Source organism: Nostoc sp., assembly GCF_036917535.1.
Taxonomy (GTDB): Bacteria; Cyanobacteriota; Cyanobacteriia; order Cyanobacteriales; family Nostocaceae; genus Nostoc.
Genome location: NZ_JBALDA010000005.1, coordinates 94418 through 113671 on the forward strand (window position 1 = coordinate 94418; position 19254 = coordinate 113671).

The 19254-nt window shown below is 41.7% G+C and carries 20 protein-coding genes, 1 tRNA gene and 1 other annotated feature; of the genes, 14 read left to right on the forward strand and 7 right to left on the reverse strand.

All coding sequences use genetic code 11. The features are described 5' to 3' along the window. Positions 1-162: 162 nt before the first annotated feature. Entirely contained in the window at positions 163-1107 is a 945-nt protein-coding gene (locus V7K56_RS01315) for a glycosyltransferase family 2 protein (RefSeq protein ID WP_334906853.1), read from the reverse strand. A 153-nt stretch (positions 1108-1260) separates the two neighbouring features. On the opposite strand from V7K56_RS01315, the gene rplS reads away from it, so the two are divergent. The 9 genes from rplS (at position 1261) to V7K56_RS01360 (ending at position 6658) form a co-directional block, all read left to right on the forward strand. Then, positions 1261-1623 carry a 50S ribosomal protein L19 gene (gene rplS / locus V7K56_RS01320; RefSeq protein ID WP_334906855.1) on the forward strand — a complete coding sequence of 121 codons (363 nt, stop codon included), beginning with the start codon at positions 1261-1263 and terminating at the stop codon, positions 1621-1623. 154 nt (positions 1624-1777) lie between these two features. Continuing rightward, a tRNA-Trp gene (locus tag V7K56_RS01325) sits at positions 1778-1850 on the forward strand. Between the two features lie 187 nt (positions 1851-2037). After that, positions 2038-2259 (forward strand): preprotein translocase subunit SecE, encoded by a 222-nt coding sequence (gene secE, locus V7K56_RS01330; RefSeq protein WP_292780076.1) that lies wholly within the window; start codon positions 2038-2040, stop codon positions 2257-2259. After that, the gene (gene nusG / locus V7K56_RS01335; protein WP_334906857.1) at positions 2259-2909 is read left to right on the forward strand and encodes a transcription termination/antitermination protein NusG; all 651 of its coding nucleotides are present in this window, start codon (positions 2259-2261) and stop codon (positions 2907-2909) included. Before secE ends, nusG begins: the two co-directional genes overlap by 1 nt. A gap of 6 nt (positions 2910-2915) precedes the next feature. Next, positions 2916-3341: a 50S ribosomal protein L11 gene (gene rplK / locus V7K56_RS01340; protein ID WP_012412092.1), complete on the forward strand. Its 426-nt coding sequence runs from the start codon at positions 2916-2918 to the stop codon at positions 3339-3341. Between the two features lie 239 nt (positions 3342-3580). Further along, complete coding sequence (gene rplA / locus V7K56_RS01345; RefSeq protein WP_334906860.1) at positions 3581-4294, forward strand: 50S ribosomal protein L1; 714 nt, start codon at positions 3581-3583, stop codon at positions 4292-4294. 91 nt (positions 4295-4385) lie between these two features. Beyond that, positions 4386-4553, forward strand: a sequence feature (ribosomal protein L10 leader region). A 63-nt stretch (positions 4554-4616) separates the two neighbouring features. Next, positions 4617-5201 (forward strand): 50S ribosomal protein L10, encoded by a 585-nt coding sequence (gene rplJ / locus V7K56_RS01350; RefSeq protein WP_334906862.1) that lies wholly within the window; start codon positions 4617-4619, stop codon positions 5199-5201. A gap of 94 nt (positions 5202-5295) precedes the next feature. Then, entirely contained in the window at positions 5296-5691 is a 396-nt protein-coding gene (gene rplL, locus V7K56_RS01355) for a 50S ribosomal protein L7/L12 (protein ID WP_334906864.1), read from the forward strand. A gap of 181 nt (positions 5692-5872) precedes the next feature. Next, positions 5873-6658 (forward strand): DUF4058 family protein, encoded by a 786-nt coding sequence (locus tag V7K56_RS01360; RefSeq protein WP_334906866.1) that lies wholly within the window; start codon positions 5873-5875, stop codon positions 6656-6658. Here V7K56_RS01360 and V7K56_RS01365 read toward each other — a convergent pair. Continuing rightward, positions 6655-7305, reverse strand: coding sequence for a Uma2 family endonuclease (locus V7K56_RS01365; protein WP_334906868.1), 651 nt, complete (start codon positions 7303-7305; stop codon positions 6655-6657). The genes V7K56_RS01360 and V7K56_RS01365 overlap by 4 nt on opposite strands. Positions 7306-7489: 184 nt before the next feature. On the opposite strand from V7K56_RS01365, the gene V7K56_RS01370 reads away from it, so the two are divergent. Further along, positions 7490-7960 carry a hypothetical protein gene (locus V7K56_RS01370; protein WP_334906870.1) on the forward strand — a complete coding sequence of 157 codons (471 nt, stop codon included), beginning with the start codon at positions 7490-7492 and terminating at the stop codon, positions 7958-7960. 245 nt (positions 7961-8205) lie between these two features. Here the strand turns inward: V7K56_RS01370 and V7K56_RS01375 are convergent, their stop codons facing one another. Both V7K56_RS01375 and V7K56_RS01380 read right to left on the reverse strand, forming a co-directional pair. Continuing rightward, positions 8206-9081, reverse strand: a complete 876-nt coding sequence (locus V7K56_RS01375) for a prohibitin family protein (RefSeq protein WP_334906871.1) — start codon at positions 9079-9081, stop codon at positions 8206-8208. Positions 9082-9403: 322 nt separating this feature from the next. Then, a complete protein-coding gene (locus V7K56_RS01380) occupies positions 9404-11452 on the reverse strand; it encodes an elongation factor G (RefSeq protein ID WP_334906873.1) in 2049 nt (682 codons plus the stop codon). A 267-nt stretch (positions 11453-11719) separates the two neighbouring features. Between V7K56_RS01380 and V7K56_RS01385 the strand changes: the two genes are divergently transcribed. The 3 genes from V7K56_RS01385 (at position 11720) to V7K56_RS01395 (ending at position 13750) form a co-directional block, all read left to right on the forward strand. Beyond that, positions 11720-12643 carry a tetratricopeptide repeat protein gene (locus V7K56_RS01385; RefSeq protein WP_334906875.1) on the forward strand — a complete coding sequence of 308 codons (924 nt, stop codon included), beginning with the start codon at positions 11720-11722 and terminating at the stop codon, positions 12641-12643. Positions 12644-12724: 81 nt separating this feature from the next. Further along, on the forward strand, positions 12725-13279 hold the full coding sequence (locus V7K56_RS01390) for a phosphate-starvation-inducible PsiE family protein (protein WP_334906877.1): 555 nt from the start codon (positions 12725-12727) through the stop codon (positions 13277-13279). A 225-nt stretch (positions 13280-13504) separates the two neighbouring features. Beyond that, complete coding sequence (locus V7K56_RS01395; RefSeq protein ID WP_099101464.1) at positions 13505-13750, forward strand: hypothetical protein; 246 nt, start codon at positions 13505-13507, stop codon at positions 13748-13750. Positions 13751-13922: 172 nt separating this feature from the next. On the opposite strand, the gene V7K56_RS01400 is transcribed toward V7K56_RS01395, so the two are convergent. The 3 genes from V7K56_RS01400 to trpS all read right to left on the reverse strand — a co-directional run bounded on the left by V7K56_RS01400 (position 13923) and on the right by trpS (position 17258). Next, on the reverse strand, positions 13923-14915 hold the full coding sequence (locus V7K56_RS01400) for a cyclase family protein (protein ID WP_334906880.1): 993 nt from the start codon (positions 14913-14915) through the stop codon (positions 13923-13925). 345 nt (positions 14916-15260) lie between these two features. Continuing rightward, positions 15261-16190 (reverse strand): methylenetetrahydrofolate reductase, encoded by a 930-nt coding sequence (locus tag V7K56_RS01405; RefSeq protein ID WP_334906882.1) that lies wholly within the window; start codon positions 16188-16190, stop codon positions 15261-15263. A 57-nt stretch (positions 16191-16247) separates the two neighbouring features. Next, positions 16248-17258 (reverse strand): tryptophan--tRNA ligase, encoded by a 1011-nt coding sequence (gene trpS, locus V7K56_RS01410; RefSeq protein WP_334906884.1) that lies wholly within the window; start codon positions 17256-17258, stop codon positions 16248-16250. A gap of 815 nt (positions 17259-18073) precedes the next feature. Between trpS and V7K56_RS01415 the strand changes: the two genes are divergently transcribed. Continuing rightward, a complete protein-coding gene (locus V7K56_RS01415) occupies positions 18074-19063 on the forward strand; it encodes a helix-turn-helix transcriptional regulator (RefSeq protein WP_334906886.1) in 990 nt (329 codons plus the stop codon). The last annotated feature ends 191 nt before the right edge of the window (positions 19064-19254 follow it).

Genomic DNA, 19254 nt, shown 5'->3' on the forward strand with positions numbered 1-19254 from the left:
AAGATTTCTCACCCTATCTGCAACCCTCTGCTTTGTCAGGAGAAGGTTGCAGGTGGCTTTTGTCCATGTGTTGTATTCTTTTTCAAATTGGTATTATTTACTTCTTCATTTCTGTAAAAGCTAAGTTTTTAACAGCAAAAACTATTGTTAACACTTAAAAAGTTACGACTCAATCAACACAAGTTTACGCACCTGAGAATTGTTTCCTTGAGAGCGGCGTGATGAGACAGCAGTTAGTAAAAACTTCCAAGACTGAGGAGAAATTACAGATGCATCTATCATTGAAAGAAAACTCTTGAGATTTTTTTGCTTCAATGCTACTAAAATCCAATGGAGTTTTAGGTAATTTTTTATATCTTGAAAAAGAGGAATCTTTGAGCGATGTTGCTCATTTACCAAAGCGTAAATTTTTTCCTTCATCAAAATATTTGTTGCCAACCGCCGAGATAAAGAAAACTTTTGATTATAAGCACCTGGCCAGATTGTCCGGTAAGCAAGACACTGATTGAAGAAAATAGCATCGCCAAACTGAGCAATCCGAATCCAGGAATCGATGTCATCACAGTTAGCATCAAGTGTGGAGTCCCAACCACCAGTTTGCAGGAAAGCATCACGTTGGCAAGCTACTTGTACAGGCGTGCCAAAGGGTACAAGCTCTAAAAGCATACCGTAGTGAATATCGGCTTGTGGAATATAAAAAGCTAAACCAGGGCCGACTTGGGGGGTGCGAGAGAGTTCAACTTCATTACCATCCACCTGAGCCGCCACACAAGAGCAGATTACAGCATCGGGACGAAGTGCGATCGCCTTTGCCATCTCTTCTATGCAGTTAGGCGCTAAATAGTCATCATCATCTAAGAACTTAATCCAGTCACCAGTAGCTTTGGCAACTCCAGCATTTACCGTTTTTGCATGACCTTGGTTTACTTCATTACGATGATAAACAACCTTATTGCCTAAGCTTTGCACATAGGCTTGGGTGTCATCATCAGAACAATCGTCAGCAACAACCACCTCACACTCCATTGTTTGGTTACAAGCCGAATCAATTGCTCTTTTGAGCAAATCCAAGCGATTATAAGTAGTAATGACGACGCTAAATTTCATAAATTCATACCTGTGGTACAGCATTTTGCAATATAGCTTCCATTTCCAGACTGTTGTATCAGTAAAATTATCAATGTCTAACAGGTAGACTGAAATAGGATTATCAATTTATAATTGACGATCGTGAGTTTTTTTTAAGCAAACTGAAAGACTATGAACGCTCAAGAGATTATCCGCTCGATTGAAGCGGAACAGCTAAAATCAAATGTGCCCGATATATATGTGGGCGATACAGTAAAAGTGGGAGTGAAAATCAAAGAAGGCGATAAATACCGCGTACAACCCTACGAAGGAGTAGTGATTGCCAAGCGCAATGGTGGCATCAACGAAACTATTACAGTCCGCAAAGTTTTTCAAGGCGTGGGCGTTGAGCGGGTATTTCTGTTGCATTCTCCCCGAATTGACAGCATCAAAGTATTACGTCGCGGTAAAGTACGCCGTGCTAAATTGTATTATCTCCGCGATCGCGTAGGTAAGGCAACCCGGATCAAGCAACGGTTTGACCGCCCTTTGTGATTCGTCCTTCAATCATTATGGGAGAAATCTCTTTTCTGCAAGCGGCATCTGCCGCTAACTTGTCTTCCCGACAAGACTAAGGTATGATGTAAATCGCATATTGCGTTAAACTGAAATTTAGTTCAGCGCAATCACTGAATCAAAAACAGCTTGTGCGCTCTTAGTTCAGTTGGTAGAACGCAGGTCTCCAAAACCTGATGTCGGGGGTTCAAGTCCTCCAGGGCGCGCTCAAGAGCAAAAAACAAAGCCCGAAATAATTACGCAGCTGCTATATTAGCAGTTAGCGCTAATAATTTCGGGTAAACTTATTGTATTTGCAGTTGTTTTGCTGATAGTAAGTAAAATAGAGTCGAAACTGCAAACCTAGATGACAATTAAACAGGATCTAGTATAAGAAACGGGGGATAAACGGTCGTGGCCAAAAAAAGTGAAGCAGAATTGCCAGAAACCGCAAATGGGTTTAGCTTTGGCAACTTCATACAGGGAACCAAAGAAGAACTTGAAAAAGTAGTTTGGCCCAGTCGGAAACAGATAGTGAGCGAATCCGCCGCTGTGTTGTTAATGGTGGCACTCTCCGCATCTTTGATATACTTGGTCGATGGATTGTTTCATTGGGCAGCAAAACAGGTGTTCTAATGAGTTTTGCAACAGATGAACCACGCAACTCAATGTTGCAGTCAGAAGAAACAGCAGAAGCAGCAGAAGCCGCAGAAGTAGCGTTAAAAGAAGCACGCTGGTATGCAGTACAAGTAGCTTCAGGCTGTGAAAAGCGTGTAAAGACTAACTTGGAGCAACGTATTCAAACTTTTGATGTAGCTGACAAAATTATCCAGGTAGAAATTCCGCAAACGCCAGCGGTAAAAATCCGCAAAGATGGCAGTCGCCAGCATACAGAAGAAAAAGTTTTTCCGGGCTATGTGCTGGTACGGATGATGATGGATGATGATACCTGGCAGGTGGTACGCAACACCTCTCATGTAATCAACTTTGTTGGTTCAGAACAAAAACGTGGTAGCAGCAAGGGTCGCGGTCATGTCCATCCCATACCACTGAGTTCTTCAGAAGTTGAACGTATATTCAAACAAACCAGCGAACAAGAAGCTGTTGTCAAAATTGACATGGCTACTGGTGATAAGATAATGGTGCTTTCTGGCCCATTTAAAGACTTTGAAGGCGAGGTAATTGAAGTCTCTCCAGAGCGGAGTAAACTTAAAGCCTTGCTCTCAATTTTCGGCAGGGATACACCAGTAGAATTGGAATTTAATCAGGTAGAGAAACAGAGCTAAATACAAATGGCGAAGAAAGTAGTGGCGGTCATTAAACTGGCCCTAAATGCTGGAAAAGCCAACCCAGCACCGCCAGTTGGTCCCGCCTTGGGTCAACATGGTGTCAACATCATGATGTTTTGTAAAGAGTACAACGCCAAAACAGCAGACCAAGCTGGAATGGTGATACCTGTAGAAATTTCGGTTTTTGAAGACCGGAGTTTCACATTTGTACTCAAAACGCCACCTGCATCAGTACTGATTCGGAAGGCGGCGAAAGTTGAAAAAGGCTCAAACGAACCCAACAAAAAGAAAGTTGGGTCAATAACCAAAGCACAATTGCAAGAAATAGCCCAAACCAAACTCCCCGACCTTAATGCCAACGATATCGACGCGGCAATGAAGATTGTGGCAGGAACGGCTAAGAATATGGGTATAACAGTCAAAGATTAGTCATCGGTCATTGGTCATTAGTCATTAGTAAAAAATCAACAAAAGACAAAAGACAAAGCGCAAAGTCGAGCCAGTCGCACAGGAAGGGTTTCCCGACTTGGGCGAACTGGCGTTGAGCGGAGGTTTCCTCCGATGCCTGCGGCAACGCCAAAGGCGAACAGAACTTTGTAAGAGAGGACAAATAACTATAAAATTATCGGGGGAGAGGCGAGGCTTCGGAATTACCCCAGGAGAACAAAATGGCAAAAATATCACGTCGTTTGCAAGGTCTGCAAGCAAAAGTAGAAGATAAGGACTATGATCCCCTAGAGGCTTTAGCCCTTCTCAAAGACACAGCAACAGCTAAATTTACCGAAGCCGCTGAAGCGCATATCAGGTTGGGAATTGACCCCAAGTATACAGACCAACAGTTGCGGACAACGGTAGCACTACCCAAAGGTACAGGACAAATCGTCCGGGTAGCGGTGATAGCCAGAGGCGAAAAGGTAAACGAAGCCAGCAGTGCTGGTGCTGATTTAGTTGGGTCAGAAGAACTGATTGACGAAATCCAGAAAGGTAGATTAGATTTTGACAAGCTGATTGCCACACCCGATGTGATGCCACAGGTGGCAAAGCTGGGTAAGTTGCTTGGACCGCGTGGTTTGATGCCATCGCCCAAAGGTGGAACCGTAACATTTGACTTAGCAGGTGCGATCGCAGAATTCAAAGCAGGTAAATTAGAATTCCGGGCTGATCGAACTGGTATTGTCCATGTTATGTTTGGTAAGACAACCTTCTCGCCCGAAGATTTGTTAGTTAACCTGAAGGCATTGCAGGAGACAATTGATCGTAATCGTCCTTCAGGAGCTAAAGGTCGTTATTGGCGCACATTTTATGTGGCAGCCACTATGGGCCCATCAATTAAAGTTGATATTAATGCCCTAAGAGATTTGAAACTGAGCCAAGCAGGTTAATAAGGGTTAGGAGTTAGGAGTTATGAGTTAGGAATTAAGAGTTATGAGTTATAAGTTTTATTTTTAACTCCTCACTCCTAACTCCTAACTTTAAATTAAATAGACAAAGCCGGAGACAGCAGGTGCTAACAGCTTAATATCCTGCCGAGGTTAAAACTCTAATTGTCAGAATTACCACCCATAAAGGTGTGATAACTATGGCGTCAAGAGTCTTACTACTCAACCCTGGCTATATTAGCTGGGGTTTGTTGTTTAGGCTCAAATTGAGAAAAAACACACAACTAGGGCACTTTCCCGATTGTTTTAAGGAGGTGAGATTGGAATGGGTAGAACACTAGAAAATAAAAAAGAAATAGTCGCTGACCTCAAAGAAACTTTGAGTGAGTCAACTCTGGCACTGGTAATTGAGTATCAGGGACTAACAGTTTCGGAAATCACAGACTTACGGCGGCGGTTACGTCCCAGTGGCACTGTTTGTAAGGTGACGAAGAACACCTTAATGGGCATTGCTATCAAAGACGATGAAAAATGGCAGCCTTTGTCGGAATTGCTCAATGGTTCTTCCGCCTTTTTGCTGGTAAAAGAAGATTTTTCATCGGCAATTAAGGCATACCAAGAATTCCAGAAAGTCACCAAGAAGACAGAACTTCGCGGTGGTGTACTGGAAGGTCGCCTACTCAAAGAACCTGATGTCAAGGTACTAGGAGACTTGCCATCTAAGGAACAACTCATTGCCCAAATTGCTGGGGCTATCAACGCTTTGGCTACCAAGATTGCTGTGGGTATCAACGAAGTTCCTGGTTCGCTAGCTCGTGCTTTGCAGGCTGTGGCTGACCAAGAGCAAAGTGGTGGAAGTACCGAAACTGCTGCTGTCCAAGATAGCAACACTGAAACTGCTGCTGAATAGACTTTGTGGTTCATCAGTCGAAAGTCAAAAGTCTATAGGTGAAAGACCAATGACCCATGACAAATAAATAATCAAAATTACAGGAGTTATATCAATGTCTGCTGCAACCGATCAAATTTTAGAACAACTAAAAGGCCTGTCTTTAATCGAAGCTTCTGAGTTAGTCAAGCAAATTGAAGAAGCTTTTGGCGTGAGTGCTGCTGCACCCGTTGGCGGCATGATGATGATGCCTGGTGGTGGTGGTGCTGCTGCTCCGGCTGAAGAAGCTGTTGAGCAAACTGAGTTTGAAGTGGTTCTTGAATCAGTCCCAGCTGATAAGAAGATTGCCGTACTGAAGATAGTCCGAGAATTGACCGGTTTGGGTCTCAAAGAAGCTAAAGATTTGGTGGAAGCTGCGCCCAAGGCAGTTAAAGAAGGTGTTACTAAGGATGCTGCTGAAGATGCCAAGAAGCGCATCGAAGAAGCTGGTGGTAAGGTGACTGTTAAGTAGTGATAATTCTATTACTAGTTTTTTATTAAGGAGCCTAAGTTAGGCTCCTTTTTTTTTCGTAGAGTCTTCTGTTGCAGATAAAAATACTATTAAGTATGACAACGCTCATTTATTGAAACATCTTCGCGCTCACAAACCAGATTGCTAAGATCAGCATTAAGAATTTAGTCTTGCCAAGCTTATGCCTTCACCATTTCCAGGGATGAACCCCTACCTAGAAAATCCTGAACTGTGGCCGGAAGTTAACAGTCGATTAATTATTGCGATCGCAGATGCAATTGCTCCTCAACTGCGACCGAAATATCGAGTGGCGGTTGAGAAACGGGTATATCAAATGACAGATGAAAATTCTATTTTAGTTGGGATTCCTGATGTTGTTGTAGGACGTTCTTTAACAAACACAGAAAAAGATCCGTCTAATATTGCAGTAGCCGCACCGCCTAAAAAACCGATAACTGTCAACGTTCCCATTCTAGAGGAAGTGCGAGAAGGATACCTAGAAGTTCGGGAAGTGGGAACAGGAGAAGTTGTAACAGTGATTGAGATTCTATCACCAAAAAATAAGCGGACTGGGGAAGGAAAAAAGGCATACGAAAGTAAACGTCAGCAAGTATTAGGTAGCTTCACTCATCTTTTAGAAATAGACTTGCTGCGTGGTGGCGAACCCATGCCAATCTTGGGTAGTCAAATTAAATCAGACTATCGCATTTTGGTAAGTCGCAGTGAATCTCGCCCCAAAGCAGAATTATATCTCTTTGGTTTGCAAGAGCAGATTCCAGCTTTTTTGTTACCCATACATAGAGGCGATACAGAACCATTAGTAGACTTGCAAGCATTAATACATGGCGTTTATGATCGCGCTGGATTTGATTTGGCTATAGACTACACTCGTGACGCAGTTCCGCCCCTTGGAGAAATTGATTCAGCTTGGGCAGATGAGTTGTTAAAAGAGCAAGGGTTACATTAAGTTGGGTTGATTTGCTTTCTTACCCATTGACGAAATGCTCTAAGCGTTGGACTTCTACCTAAAGTTCGGCTTTGTTCGACAAACTGGGGAATTACTTCAACAATGGGCAAGTTGGGAAAAGTAGAACTAATTTCAGACTCAATGTATTTGTCATCCTGAAGAATATTAATTTGTAGCTTGCCATTTTCATATCGCCACAGTTCAGAAACTCGCAATGCTTCGTAAGCATCCAATTGAGTTTTGGAAGTAACATCAACTTCAATTGCAAGGTCAGGTGGCGGGTCAACTCTCAAGTCTATTCGCTCTTTACCAATCATTTGAGCATGATTTTGAATGTAGAAAGAGTCATCAGGCTCTACACTAAAAGCCATATCTTCACGTTTGAAAGTGGTTGAGCCAAATGTTTCACAGTCAATCTCTAACTCCTCCAGCAGAATTTTCACCAAATCCCCAATGATGACTTTGGCTTTTTCATGCTTTAGTAATGGCATTCTTATCTCCAAAGTTCCCTGGCTGTAAGCCAATCGAGTGGCTCGATGGTCGCCAAGTTCTTCTAAAATTGCCTCAAATTCTTGCCAGCTAACATCGTGGAGTATTACTCTATGTCCCGGCGGAACACTTAATTGTCGTAATTGAAGTGTTACCATTACTTACCATTGAAATTTTAGGTTGAAGCTTGCAAAAGCCAATTTAGACTATCGTACCAAGGAATAATGTTGCATTACCAAACTTTTAATGAGAGATGCAAAAAGCAAGTGCTGTTAGTTGAGCTATGTTTCAGGGAAGACTATAACTACAGCTTCTCTATTAGAACAAGATTGAAAAATAATTATGGATTTAAATGGATTAATTTGGACTAAAAACGTAAAACCTATAGATGGTGAACATTGGGCTTATCACAGCTTACCTACCATATATCCAGACTTAAAGATTTTTGCTTTACATTGGAGAAATTTAGAAAATAAAGACGAAATAAATGCCAAGACCCCACAAGAAGGTGAACTGATAATTTTAAGACAACGTAGCAAAGTAACCCACATTGTTCAAATGCTGAACAATCAACTTTATCCTGACGAAAATGCTGGAGATGAATTTAATATTTATCGGATTGTCCAAGTAGTTTGGATGACAAATAATTGGGATCATCCTCCAGATAAGAATACAGTATTTGGTTATGATATTAATTTCCCTCCCAATGGAAAAGCAATAAAGTTGGAAAATATACAAGGATTCCAAGAACGGTGGAATACAGAAGGATTAACGTTTCAACAGCACGTCCAAAACCTATTAAATATTAATTAACAAAAAGCTCTGCACCTTTAAGTACAGGGCTTTGATTTTAAATAAATCCAAAATTACCTGCCCTTTCTATGAATAACTCGTTCAGCAAGCTTTTTCGGCACTATTAGAGATGGTCATATTCTCGGTGGAAAGAACCAACGCCAAGAGTGAACGTAGCAAATAATGTATAATGTATTTTTCATACAATTAAAATTCTGTCAAGCCATTTACCCGATCAGAAAATTTTAGGGCTTTGAGGTTCCTGTTTATGGCTGGATCATAATAGGGACTGCGCCTTTTTCAGAACCAATAATTACCAGCTTAGAATTATTAGATTGAGCTAGCTTTTCTGTGGCTTCAATCGCTCGTAATTGCAGCACTTGGTTGCTAAGTCCACCAGAGAGAATTTTTTGGGAATCAGCTATACCTCGCGCTTCAATCAGTTTTCTTTCTGCCTCTTGACGCTCTTTCTCTAAAACAAATTTCATCTGCTGATTTTCTTGCTCTGTCTTGAGTTTGTTTTGAATTGCAGCTTGTAGAGTATCAGGCATTTTGATGTTTCGTAAAAGAGCTTCCTCAACGATGAAACCCAAAGCTGGTATCTCTTGGGTGAGTTGTTGGTCAATTTTTTGGGCGATTTCTTGGCGTTTAGTAGAGTAAATAGCATTGGCTGGGTAATTTGCCGTGATGGCGCGGACAGTGGAGCGGAATCTAGAAATCACCAGTTGTGTTTCATCAGTTCCAATTGTTTTATATACTGTAGCTGCCTTTTGCGGATCAAGCTTGTACTGAAGACTGACATCAAGATTTAGACTCAAACCTTCTTGGGATGTTGCATCTACATTTTCTTTTATATCCTTAAGGCGAGTAGAAAAATTCAGCACCTTACTAAAGGGGTTAAGCAAGTGAACACCAGGATTAAGAGTAGTTTCAGAAACCTCACCAAAGAAATTGACGACACCGACATTACCAGGTGGGACAATCACCAAAAGCCGAGAAAAAGAATTCAGTACTGCAACACTACCAATCAATATCATAATTGCGCGTATTGCTAAACGTGACTTTTCATCAGATATCCTACCTGTATTGAGATAAACGAGAATTGCAATTAGGCTAGTTACAAGAGAGACTATAAAGCCCATGAGTTTTTTCTATGTAGTCAAGACGAATATGCTTAATCACATAATTCCCAAACGCTTTTATAAAACTCATACCATTTCACACAAGTTAGAGATTTACAAATCTTTTTACAGATTAAAAAGATTCCCGACTTTTCTCAGAAGTTAGGAATCTTAGCTTTGGAGCGATGCCTGCGGCGGGCAAAGCCTACGCTACTCTGCAATTAATTCAAAATCGAAAATTATACCAATTCAATTAATGATTGCAACACATCTTTGGGTAAAGACGCGATGAATCGCGTCTCTACAAATGGTCTATTTGTCGCATTATTTTTTCAAATTGGTATTACTTGCCGTTGCCGTTAGCACCATTGCCATTGCTGTGAATGACACGTTCAGCAAGCTTTTCTGGCACTTCCTGGAGATGGTCATATTCCCAGTGGAAGGAACCAACGCCGAGAGTGAGCGATCGCAGCTCTACAATAAAATTCTGCATCTCTGCTTGTGGCAAGTATGCACAGACATTATCCCAGCCTTGCCAATCGTTTTTTCCCTCATAGCCTAAAATTTGCCCTCGTCTACCACTCAACAGTTGCAGCACTTTGGAGGTAAATTCGCTCGGTGTTGTCACTTCTACCCGCAAAATCGGTTCTAACAAGGTAGGTTCTGCTTGGGGTATCCCCGTTTGCATTGCCAATCGGGCAGCTTGCTTAAAAGCTTGTTCAGAACTGTCAACGTTATGATACGAACCATTAGTCAGAGTTACCGCCACATCAACTATTGGGAAGCCCAAAGGCCCATGTGTCAAAAATTCCCGCACGCCCATTTCTACGCCAGGAATGTACTGTTTCGGAACCACGCCACCGACAATTGTTTCATTAAAGTTAAAACCTGTACCACGTGGTAGGGGCTTGATTTCGAGAAAAACGTCACCAAATTGTCCGTGCCCACCGCTTTGATGTTTGTAGCGTCCATGAACTGAAGCTACCGTTTTACGGATGGTTTCTTTGTAAGGCACTTGGGGCAAGTGGGTTGTCATCGGCAAGTTATATTTACGGCGAAGTCTTTCTAGGGCGACTTGTAAATGAATCTCGCCTTGACCCCACAAGATAACTTCGTGGGTATCGCCGTGTTGTTCCCAAGCAAGTGAGCAATCTTCTTCTAATAACTTGGTAATGGCACTGCTGAGTTTAACTTCATCGTTGCGCTTTTCTGGTGTAATAGCCAGAGCATACACTGGTTCCAACTCTACAGCTTTGGGTAATTTGATTGCCGACTGCTGTTCTATAGAGATTGTATCGCCTGTCTTGATTCCTTCTAAACGGCTCAATGCAACAATTTCACCAGCACTAACTTGGTTAACGAGTTGCTGGTGTTGTCCCATGAGGTGGTAAATTCCACCAGTGCGAATGCCATTGAGGACAATACCATCAGTTAATTTGCCACGCCAAACACGCACGAGAGAAAGTTTGCCACCTTGGGGAGTGTAGTAAGTTTTTAATACCTGTGCTAAAGCTGTATCACCTTTTAAGTTTTTTAAACGACGTTCTGCTGTGGTTTCTGGTTCGGGCGCTTCTCGTAACAAGGCTTCTAATAAAGGTCTAACACCATAATCTTGTTCTGCCACACCAAAGAAAACGGGCACTACCAAATCTGCCCCTAATTCCATTTTTAAATCTTTAAGGATTTCTTCTTGGGATGGTTCGATGTCTTCTAAAAGTTCTTCGAGTAAATGGTCGTCAAAATTTGCTAAGGCTTCGAGCATTTCTGCCCGTGCTGTATGTTCTTCTTCTTTTAAACTTTCGGGGAAGGGAATGGGGTCAGCAGGTGCGCCTGGATGATATTTATATGCCTGTTCGCTCACCATATCGATAAAGCCAGTGAGTTGTTCCCCGTTCATAATCGGATATTGATGCGCTACCAGGGGACGGCTAGATACTGCTTTCAAGGCGTCCAACGTTTCTAGGACGTGAATATTTGCCCGATCCATTTTGTTGACGAAGACGAGGTGGGGAATTTCCCAATCGTCCAGGAATTTAAATAAAGGGGCAAGGGTGAGGACTCGTTCGCGGATGGGTTCGCAAACTACAATTGCTGCATCCACTCCGATTAAAGCATTGTAGGTTTCTTGAGCAAATTCTATACTTCCAGGACAGTCAATAAAAGTGAAGCGAATGCCGTTATACTCAGTGCTAGCAGCGCTGACTTCTACACTCATCTGGCGATCGCGCGACTCAGCAGCACTATCTCCCACTGTATTGCTGTCCTTAACATTGCCTTTGCGGGAAATTGCCCCTGTGACAAATAACAAGCTTTCTAGTAAAGTGGTTTTTCCACTTAAATAAGGCCCAACAATTGCAACGTTCCGCGAACCCGATTTTACTTTTTCGTTCATAAAAACCTCCCTTGCGGTAATTCATTCATAACCGCATGATTCTGTATGTATCAAGGGATAAAAAAATGGTTCTCTGGAGTCAAAATTACCCCTTCTTTAATTCGTTATTATCCTCCCTTTAATCCAAAGTTAAAAAAATTGTAGCCTGTCGTAAGATTTAACTTAAGAAAAATTAAGTATCACAAATTTTTATCCCAAATCAAAAACTTTTGTAAAAAACTTTTGATGAAGTAAATTTAACTGAAAGTGTTGCGAGTCAGAAAATCAATGAGATTATCATTCTTTAAATATCGCATAGCAGGGTTAGTAAGTTTGACTTTGCTGGTTATGAGTATTTCTTCCCCCTCTCTTGCTCTATCTTCTTCTGTGGCCTCCAAGTTGGCACAATCTAACCCTAAAACTGCCGTAGACTGGTTAAACCAAGGCTTACGAGCAATTCAGGCGGGAAAGGTACAAGATGCGATCGCCGCCTTTAAACAAGCAGCTAAATTAGATCCGACATTAGCACCAGCACACTATAATCTAGGGCTAGCACTCCGACAAACCGGACAATTACAACCATCTGCGGATGCATTTTATCGAGCGACGCAAGCCGATCCGAAATTTGCTCCGGCTTTTGCTAATTTAGGCGGAGCGTTGTTAGAAGGCAATAATTTCAAGTTAGCTAACGATTATTTACAACACGCCTTAGAACTCGATCCCAAGCTAGGATTTGCCCACTATAACTTGGGGTTAGTACGAGAACAGCAACGAGATTGTGAACGAGCGATCGCATCTTTTAAAAAAGCTGTAGAATATAGCAAAAATGCACCAGAACCTCCTTATCATATAGGAATGTGTTATCTCCAACAAGGTAAACTTGAGCAAGCAAGAAGTGCATTTTATCAGGCATTAAAAATTAATCCCAAGTATCCAGAAGCTTTCTACAATCTCGGCTCAATCTTTTTTCAACAAAGTAAATTACAAGAAGCATTAGAGGCTTTTAGAAAATCAGCCGAAGCTAACTCTAACTATCCCAACGCATATTATGGTGCAGGGTTAGTTTTCATCCAGTTACAGCAATATGGCGATGCAGTACAAGTATTGCAATTTGCTAGAGATTTATATAATGCTCAGAAGAATCCTCAGTGGGCGAAAAATGCCGAGAAATTGTTGCAACAGGCACAAAATTTAAATTACCAACCTCGCTGAGGCGCAAAAACTTAATATTGCTTAAGATAAAACTATTGGGTTGACTCGCTGGTGTTGTCTGAACTAGTCCCAATTGGAAAAATGTACATGCAAAAGCGCCAGAAAAGTCGATTTTTATTTAGCGATCGCTGGCTTGATCGGCACTCAATTGTTCGCAATATGGAAGCCTTTCAAGACTTAATTGTGATTGTTTTGTGTTTGAGTTTGTTTGCCGTCATGCTAATCCAATTGTGGGGAATAGCGATCGCCCTCACGCAGCCACTAGACTATAAACATATGACTGCAAAAATACTATTTGTGTTGATTTTAGTCGAGTTGTTTCGACTATTAATGGTGTACTTGCAAGAACATAGTATTTCTGTGGGAGTAGCAGTTGAGGTAACAATTGTATCTCTACTGCGAGAAGTAGTAGTTCACGGAGCGTTGGAAATTCCTTGGATTAATACACTTGCAATTTGTGGTTTGTTGTTTGTTCTGGGTGGACTACTCGTAGTCTGTGCTAAAACGCCGCACATGGATTGTATGAGCGCTAACACTAAGCTTTGTCCGATTGTCTATAAAGGAGATAGGGAACGGCAAAACGAGTTGGAATTCCAGTATTCACGTCAATGTGATGAGAATCAACCGCTGGGATAAATTGTTATGAAAATGGGGAGTGGGAGAGACGCGATTATTCGCTTCTGTACTGGGGAGTGGGGAAAATACTTTTTTTCCACTCCCCACTCTTTTGTATGAGACTATATCAGGAAGTTATTTTTGCAAGGTACTTACGACGTATTGAAATATACTCTTTTTGGAAGATGAATCGCTTTTTAAGGGTGAGTATAACGTTAGTTAGAAATTTTAAAAGAGGTTCAAGCAATGGTTACAAATACAGGTAACGGACAATCTCAAACAGCGATTAGCGACTTGGAATATGATTTTGTCACCGTTTTGCACAACAAGGCTGAAGCCGTTAAAGCTTACGATACCTACATCAAAGATGCAGAAAAAGTAGGTTCTCAACCTTGTGTAGAGTTGTTCCAAAAATTGCGGCAATCTGATATTGAACACGCACAAGAGATTCGTCAACATCTACAACAAGTGCTGCAACACGGTAAGATGTAACCCAATTTTTGAAGTGCGATGCTTCTGGTTTAGTGAAACTAAATATAAAAGAGGCGCTATCTACGATGGCTACGCCTACGCACATTTACTATGTGTTTTCTAGTACGTTTTTTAATCAAACAACCACAAGTAGCGTCTCGTAGAGAGGAAGTAATTCAGTTATTGCTTCCTCTTACCGTATCCGTACACCTAATTTTGTATCCCAGTGCAGGGGTTTATCTGCTTTTTGCAGGGGAGACTCTTGCTTTTGACCTACTGAAATGCCGTATTTCCAGTCTGGCGGACAGATAGCAATGTAACGTGCATAACCTCCCAAACCACCTTTGAATTTGGGATACCCAATAGTGACCAATGCGCCTGTTTCTGGCACCTGATCTAGATTTGCAACACCCTCTGCTTGGGTATATCCATTTCTTAACAGCCAAGCTTCTCCTTCAAATTTTGGGGTGCTGTCTGTATCAAGGGGTTCATGTCCGTGAAAAAGAATTTTGCGCTCAAGGTGCAGAAACTGTAAAGCTTCTAGCTTCACCCCAGGAAACTTAGTTCTTGTAGCTAGTTCAGGGTTTGGCCATTCTTTAGACCAGTCAGAGCGAACAAACACAACTGAGCCTTGGGGAATCCTGCCATGTTTGCGTTCCCAATCCTGAATATCTTTGACACTCATATGGTAATTGGGGTCTTTGGCAACTTTATCCTGAATTGGAATTATTACTAGAGGACGAACAGCAAAGGTCGCTGGCAACTCATCGATAGCTGGATAGTCAGGGTTCCAGTGAGCAGGTGGATCTAGTTGGGTTCCTAGCTGATCGGTGGATAAATCGTAATGAGTTGCTTCAACCCCATCCTTTTGGTAAGTGTATGGCTCACCTGTTTTTGGGTTGATGGTAGGCATAAACTTGGATGAACCAAAACCTGACCATACAGGAATTGCCGGAGCGATCGCATGAGTCAAGTCAACATATTTGGCTGACTTAAGTGACTGCTGATAAACTTGCCACAGGGGAGGCTTACGTAATGGTTGTACTGCGTTTACGGATACCAAACTAACACTAAATAGAACTATTAAACAAACAATTCCCCAGAAAGTTTTTTGAAATGGTTGACGCAAAAATCTATCTAGTTTCTGCTTGGGATGTGAATAGTTACATTGCGGCAGTATTGTCATTGTGTTTGAGCTTATTGCTTTTGAAGGCTCTAATTGTTTTACCACAAATTGCTATATTGTTTATCCTGTAGCAATTTTTAATAGTTTGTCTCAGAGCAAGGCTGCTATTTCATGGATACTAATGTTTTAATAGTCATTCCTATTTGATTGATTTCCCCAACCCTTATATATACCGAAATACGTATATTCGAGAGTATAAAAACCAGCGGCGCAAGCACCTGGATTTAGAGTCAAGCGAAAATTGAATATTGAAAATCTATCAAAAATAGTGTGGATGTATCTGTTTCACCATAAAAAAGCAGATGGGAACAGCCATCTGCTTTCATAAAAAATTAATTATCTTCTTTACTTGGATACCAACTGATTAACTGGAGCAATCCCAGCCAAATCTAAAATTGGCGCGATCGCATCTTCACGCTTCACCGCCATCATGTGAACACCTTGACATAATTGCCGCGCTATCTGCACTTGTTCGGCAGCAATTTTTATCCCTTCCTTATAAGGGTCTTTGGCTTTTGCTAATCTATCAATAATATGTTGGGGAATTTCTACACCCGGAACACATCTATTAATAAACTGGGCATTTTTTGCTGATTTCAACAGAAATATTCCTGCTAAAATTGGTTTTTTATAACCAGCGGCGATTGTGTCCATAAACTTTTCTAGCCGCTCAAAATCAGTAATCAACTGACTTTGAAAAAACTGCGCTCCAGCTTCAATTTTGCGTTCAAATCGACTTTGCAAACCCGACCAACTTTTACATTGCGGATCTACTGCTGCACCAACAAATAAATCTAAGGCTCCATCAGTCAAGGGTTTTTCATTGCAATCAACGCCTTGATTCATCTTCCGAATCAGTTGCAGCAGTCGCACACCTTCTAAGTCAAACACTGCTTTAGCATCTGGATGATCGCCTGCTTTTACTGGGTCGCCAGTTAAAGCTAAAATATTACGGATACCTAAAGCATGAGCGCCCATCAAATCAGCTTGTAAACCGATACGATTGCGATCGCGGCAAGCAATTTGACAAATCGGCTCTATACCATTGTGTGACAAAATCACCGACGCCATTAATGAAGACATCCGTAACACGGCGCGGCTACCATCAGTAACATTGACGGCATGAACTCTCCCCTTAAGAGTCGCCGCCATTTGAATCATGTGCGCTGGATCTCCCCCTTTCGGTGGTGCTACTTCGGCCGTAACTAGAAATTCACCTGCTTGGACAGCTCTGCGAAAGTCATCAAAGGCTGTGGGGCTGTGGGTGTGATGCATAACATTAAGGTTTCAACTTATTAAATGGTATAACAAATCACACTTAAAGGTGAAAACTTATAGAGGAAGAGAGTAGCCTAAAGCCGTTTTGACTTGTGATAAGGTTTGATTTGCGATCGCTCTAGCTTTTTCTCCTCCATCTCGCAACACAGACTCCAAATAGCTTTTATCTGCCGTTATCGAGTGATATTTTTCTTGAATTGGTTTGAGAGACTCAATAATTGTGTCTGTCAACAATGGCTTGAATTGTCCCCAGCCCATATCCTGACACTCAACTGCGACATCTTCCTTTCTCTTCCCAGAAAGCAATGTATACAATGTTAACAAATTATTACACTCTGGGCGCGCTGGATCGTCAAAAGTCAGCCCACGAATCGGATCGGTTTTACAACGCTTAATCTTGTATTGAATCTGTTCCGGTGAATCTAGCAAACTTATCCGGCTTAACTCAGAAGGATCGGACTTCGACATTTTGCGTGTACCGTCCGCCAAACTCATCACCCTTGCTCCTTCCTTGCGAATCAAAGGGTCTGGTAACTTTAAAACTGGCTGTTCTGGTCTACCAAATTGGTGATTTAATCGAGCTGCAATATCCCGTGTCAATTCCAAATGTTGCTTTTGGTCTTCACCCACTGGCACTTTATCCGCTTGGTAAAGCAAAATATCAGATGCCATCAGCACAGGGTAATCCAACAAGCCCGCACTCACATTTTCTCCCTGCTTGAGTGCCTTTTCCTTAAACTGGATCATATCTTGCAGCCAGTTTAAAGGTGTAATGCAGTTGAGCAACCAGGTGAGTTCACTGTGGGCTGAAACATGAGATTGTACAAAGATAGTAGAGTGATTTAAATCAAGACCACAAGCTAAATAAAGAGCAGCAAGAGTGTAGGTATCAGCTGCCAACTGTTTTGGGTCGTGTGGCACTGTAATCGCGTGCAAATCAGCCACAAAAAGGTAATTTTCGTATTCGCTCTGACCTTCTACCCAGTTGCGAATGGCTCCCAAGTAGTTACCTAGATGGTAATTGCCGGTTGGTTGAACTCCAGAAAGAACACGTTGCTTGCCCATAAATTCCAACTTAGTTATCTCAAATCTGCGCTAATTAAATGTCGTTTGGTGACAAAAGAGCTTCTCTTCTCTACAAGAAGTTGCATCAACCCAAACGCGCCTAGTGCAAAACTCATTTAATTTTGACATTTTCCAGGTCAACTTGCCGTTGCAGAATTATAGATTTAGTAATGACAGCGGATTTGATTTGAATTTTATAGGACTTACGCAAAAAACCTCTCAACCCCTCATTACTCGGTGTCCTCTGTGTACTTTGTGGTTTGTTTTTCCGTTACCTGTGCATAAGTCCCGTTTTAGTACGATCGCAAAGTTTTTTCCAAGAACGCTTCCTGTCCATCTTAAAGGAGCGATGGCTGTGGTCGGTCTTGCTTACACATTTAGTAATCTGTATTGTTAAATGCAATTAACTACCCAGTACTAGGGTAAATTTTTAGCCCCGAACATATTTTTTTGCGTTTATACCCACTACACAATATTTTCAGTTGCGTAAACGCTCTTAGCGGTGAGAAAGTCGTAGTCTTCTCCCAAGGGGAGACGCTAAAAGCGATAGCGCAGCGTTAGCGAGTCCGCGAGCATCTGGCGGTTCCCGTCGTTAGCGCAGCATAAAGCCTTCTCCTTTGGAGACGCTAACGCGAACGCCAACGGCATAGCTGAGTCGCAAGGCGACACGCTACGCCTAGCTTGCTTCCCCGTAGGGGTAGAGCGTCTTGCAAACTCCCGTTAGCGAGGAACGAGCGTCACCCAAAGGGCTTGTCCTAGACATCGCTTCACCTCCTAATAGATACTATTCTCAACAAGCAATTGAGAGTATGATCATGACTATTCGTTTGACCGAGACAAACTTTAATGAATTATGTGATGATATACAGCTTAATCACTATCAGGGAAAAGTAAAATTTTCTACCTGGTTTGGTCAAGGCAGCAGTCACTGGACTATGCTGCGCCATAACCTTGAGTTAGTAATTCAACAAAGCGATTTTTCTGAAACAGTAATTGTTGAGGGTGAACACGATGATTCGCCTTTTCTAACATCAAAATTTTTGCTGTCTGGTGGGATGAGAACCACTACGCCAAATGTACCTGGAGTCAGCGACGATTATGAAGAAGTTGCAGGCTATAACTACTTATTTTATTTGCCTAATATTCGGGAGTTTGAGCATTTTACTGCCAATCAACACAAGCAGTGTATCAGTATTTATTGGTATCCTGATTTACTTTCTAGTTTCCAGGGTTGCTTTAATGAATTACCAACTATGCTGGTGCAGTTGATCGAAAATCCGACAAAGGAGCGTTTCCATCAACCATTAGGAGCGATCACGCCTGCAATGCGGTTAGTGCTTAGGCAAATATTGCAGTGTCCGTTCCGAGAAACACTCAGACAAATGTATTTAGAAGCAAAAGTTTTGGAACTACTGACGCTTCAGATTGCTCAGTGGGGGGAAAATAATCTTTTATTGGAGCGATCGCTATATTTTCGTCCTGATGAAATTGAACGTTTACATCATGCTAAAGCGATTCTCAATCAAAGGCTCCAGCATCCACCTTCTCTACTAAATTTAGCCATGCTAATCGGACTCAATGACTTTAAGCTCAAGCGAGGATTTCGAGAAATTTTTGGCACTACGGTGTGTGGATATGTGCAATCCTTACGGCTAGAACAAGCACAACAGTTATTACTCGGCACTAATTTAACGATTGCAGAAATTGCTTCTCAAGTAGGTTATGAAAGCACAAGTCATTTTGGCTACCTGTTTAAACGGCAATTTGGCATGACTCCTAGAGAATATAGGCAGCGCAAAGGCTGATCCCGATTCTAGTAAAAAATCCGGTTTCAGATATATGCGATCGCCTAAATTTCCGTTTTTTCCTAAATGTTGTCAAGGGTAGGGATGTACTTCATTCAATTACAATTCGCTATATATCAACTGTGTCAAAGAACTAGTTGAGAAGTTTTTTCTATAAATGATAGTTTATATTTACTAGCAATACTGAAACA

Bases quoted from the DNA above. Each gene is read 5' to 3' on its own strand.
- V7K56_RS01315 (WP_334906853.1), bottom strand. From the start codon at position 1,107: ATGAAATTTAGCGTCGTCATTACTACTTATAATCGCTTGGATTTGCTC.
- rplS (WP_334906855.1), top strand. From the start codon at position 1,261: ATGAACGCTCAAGAGATTATCCGCTCGATTGAAGCGGAACAGCTAAAA.
- nusG (WP_334906857.1), top strand. From the start codon at position 2,259: ATGAGTTTTGCAACAGATGAACCACGCAACTCAATGTTGCAGTCAGAA.
- rplK (WP_012412092.1), top strand. From the start codon at position 2,916: ATGGCGAAGAAAGTAGTGGCGGTCATTAAACTGGCCCTAAATGCTGGA.
- rplA (WP_334906860.1), top strand. From the start codon at position 3,581: ATGGCAAAAATATCACGTCGTTTGCAAGGTCTGCAAGCAAAAGTAGAA.
- rplJ (WP_334906862.1), top strand. From the start codon at position 4,617: ATGGGTAGAACACTAGAAAATAAAAAAGAAATAGTCGCTGACCTCAAA.
- rplL (WP_334906864.1), top strand. From the start codon at position 5,296: ATGTCTGCTGCAACCGATCAAATTTTAGAACAACTAAAAGGCCTGTCT.
- V7K56_RS01360 (WP_334906866.1), top strand. From the start codon at position 5,873: ATGCCTTCACCATTTCCAGGGATGAACCCCTACCTAGAAAATCCTGAA.
- V7K56_RS01365 (WP_334906868.1), bottom strand. From the start codon at position 7,305: ATGGTAACACTTCAATTACGACAATTAAGTGTTCCGCCGGGACATAGA.
- V7K56_RS01370 (WP_334906870.1), top strand. From the start codon at position 7,490: ATGGATTTAAATGGATTAATTTGGACTAAAAACGTAAAACCTATAGAT.
- V7K56_RS01375 (WP_334906871.1), bottom strand. From the start codon at position 9,081: ATGGGCTTTATAGTCTCTCTTGTAACTAGCCTAATTGCAATTCTCGTT.
- V7K56_RS01380 (WP_334906873.1), bottom strand. From the start codon at position 11,452: ATGAACGAAAAAGTAAAATCGGGTTCGCGGAACGTTGCAATTGTTGGG.
- V7K56_RS01385 (WP_334906875.1), top strand. From the start codon at position 11,720: ATGAGATTATCATTCTTTAAATATCGCATAGCAGGGTTAGTAAGTTTG.
- V7K56_RS01390 (WP_334906877.1), top strand. From the start codon at position 12,725: ATGTACATGCAAAAGCGCCAGAAAAGTCGATTTTTATTTAGCGATCGC.
- V7K56_RS01395 (WP_099101464.1), top strand. From the start codon at position 13,505: ATGGTTACAAATACAGGTAACGGACAATCTCAAACAGCGATTAGCGAC.
- V7K56_RS01400 (WP_334906880.1), bottom strand. From the start codon at position 14,915: ATGACAATACTGCCGCAATGTAACTATTCACATCCCAAGCAGAAACTA.
- V7K56_RS01405 (WP_334906882.1), bottom strand. From the start codon at position 16,190: ATGCATCACACCCACAGCCCCACAGCCTTTGATGACTTTCGCAGAGCT.
- trpS (WP_334906884.1), bottom strand. From the start codon at position 17,258: ATGGGCAAGCAACGTGTTCTTTCTGGAGTTCAACCAACCGGCAATTAC.
- V7K56_RS01415 (WP_334906886.1), top strand. From the start codon at position 18,074: ATGACTATTCGTTTGACCGAGACAAACTTTAATGAATTATGTGATGAT.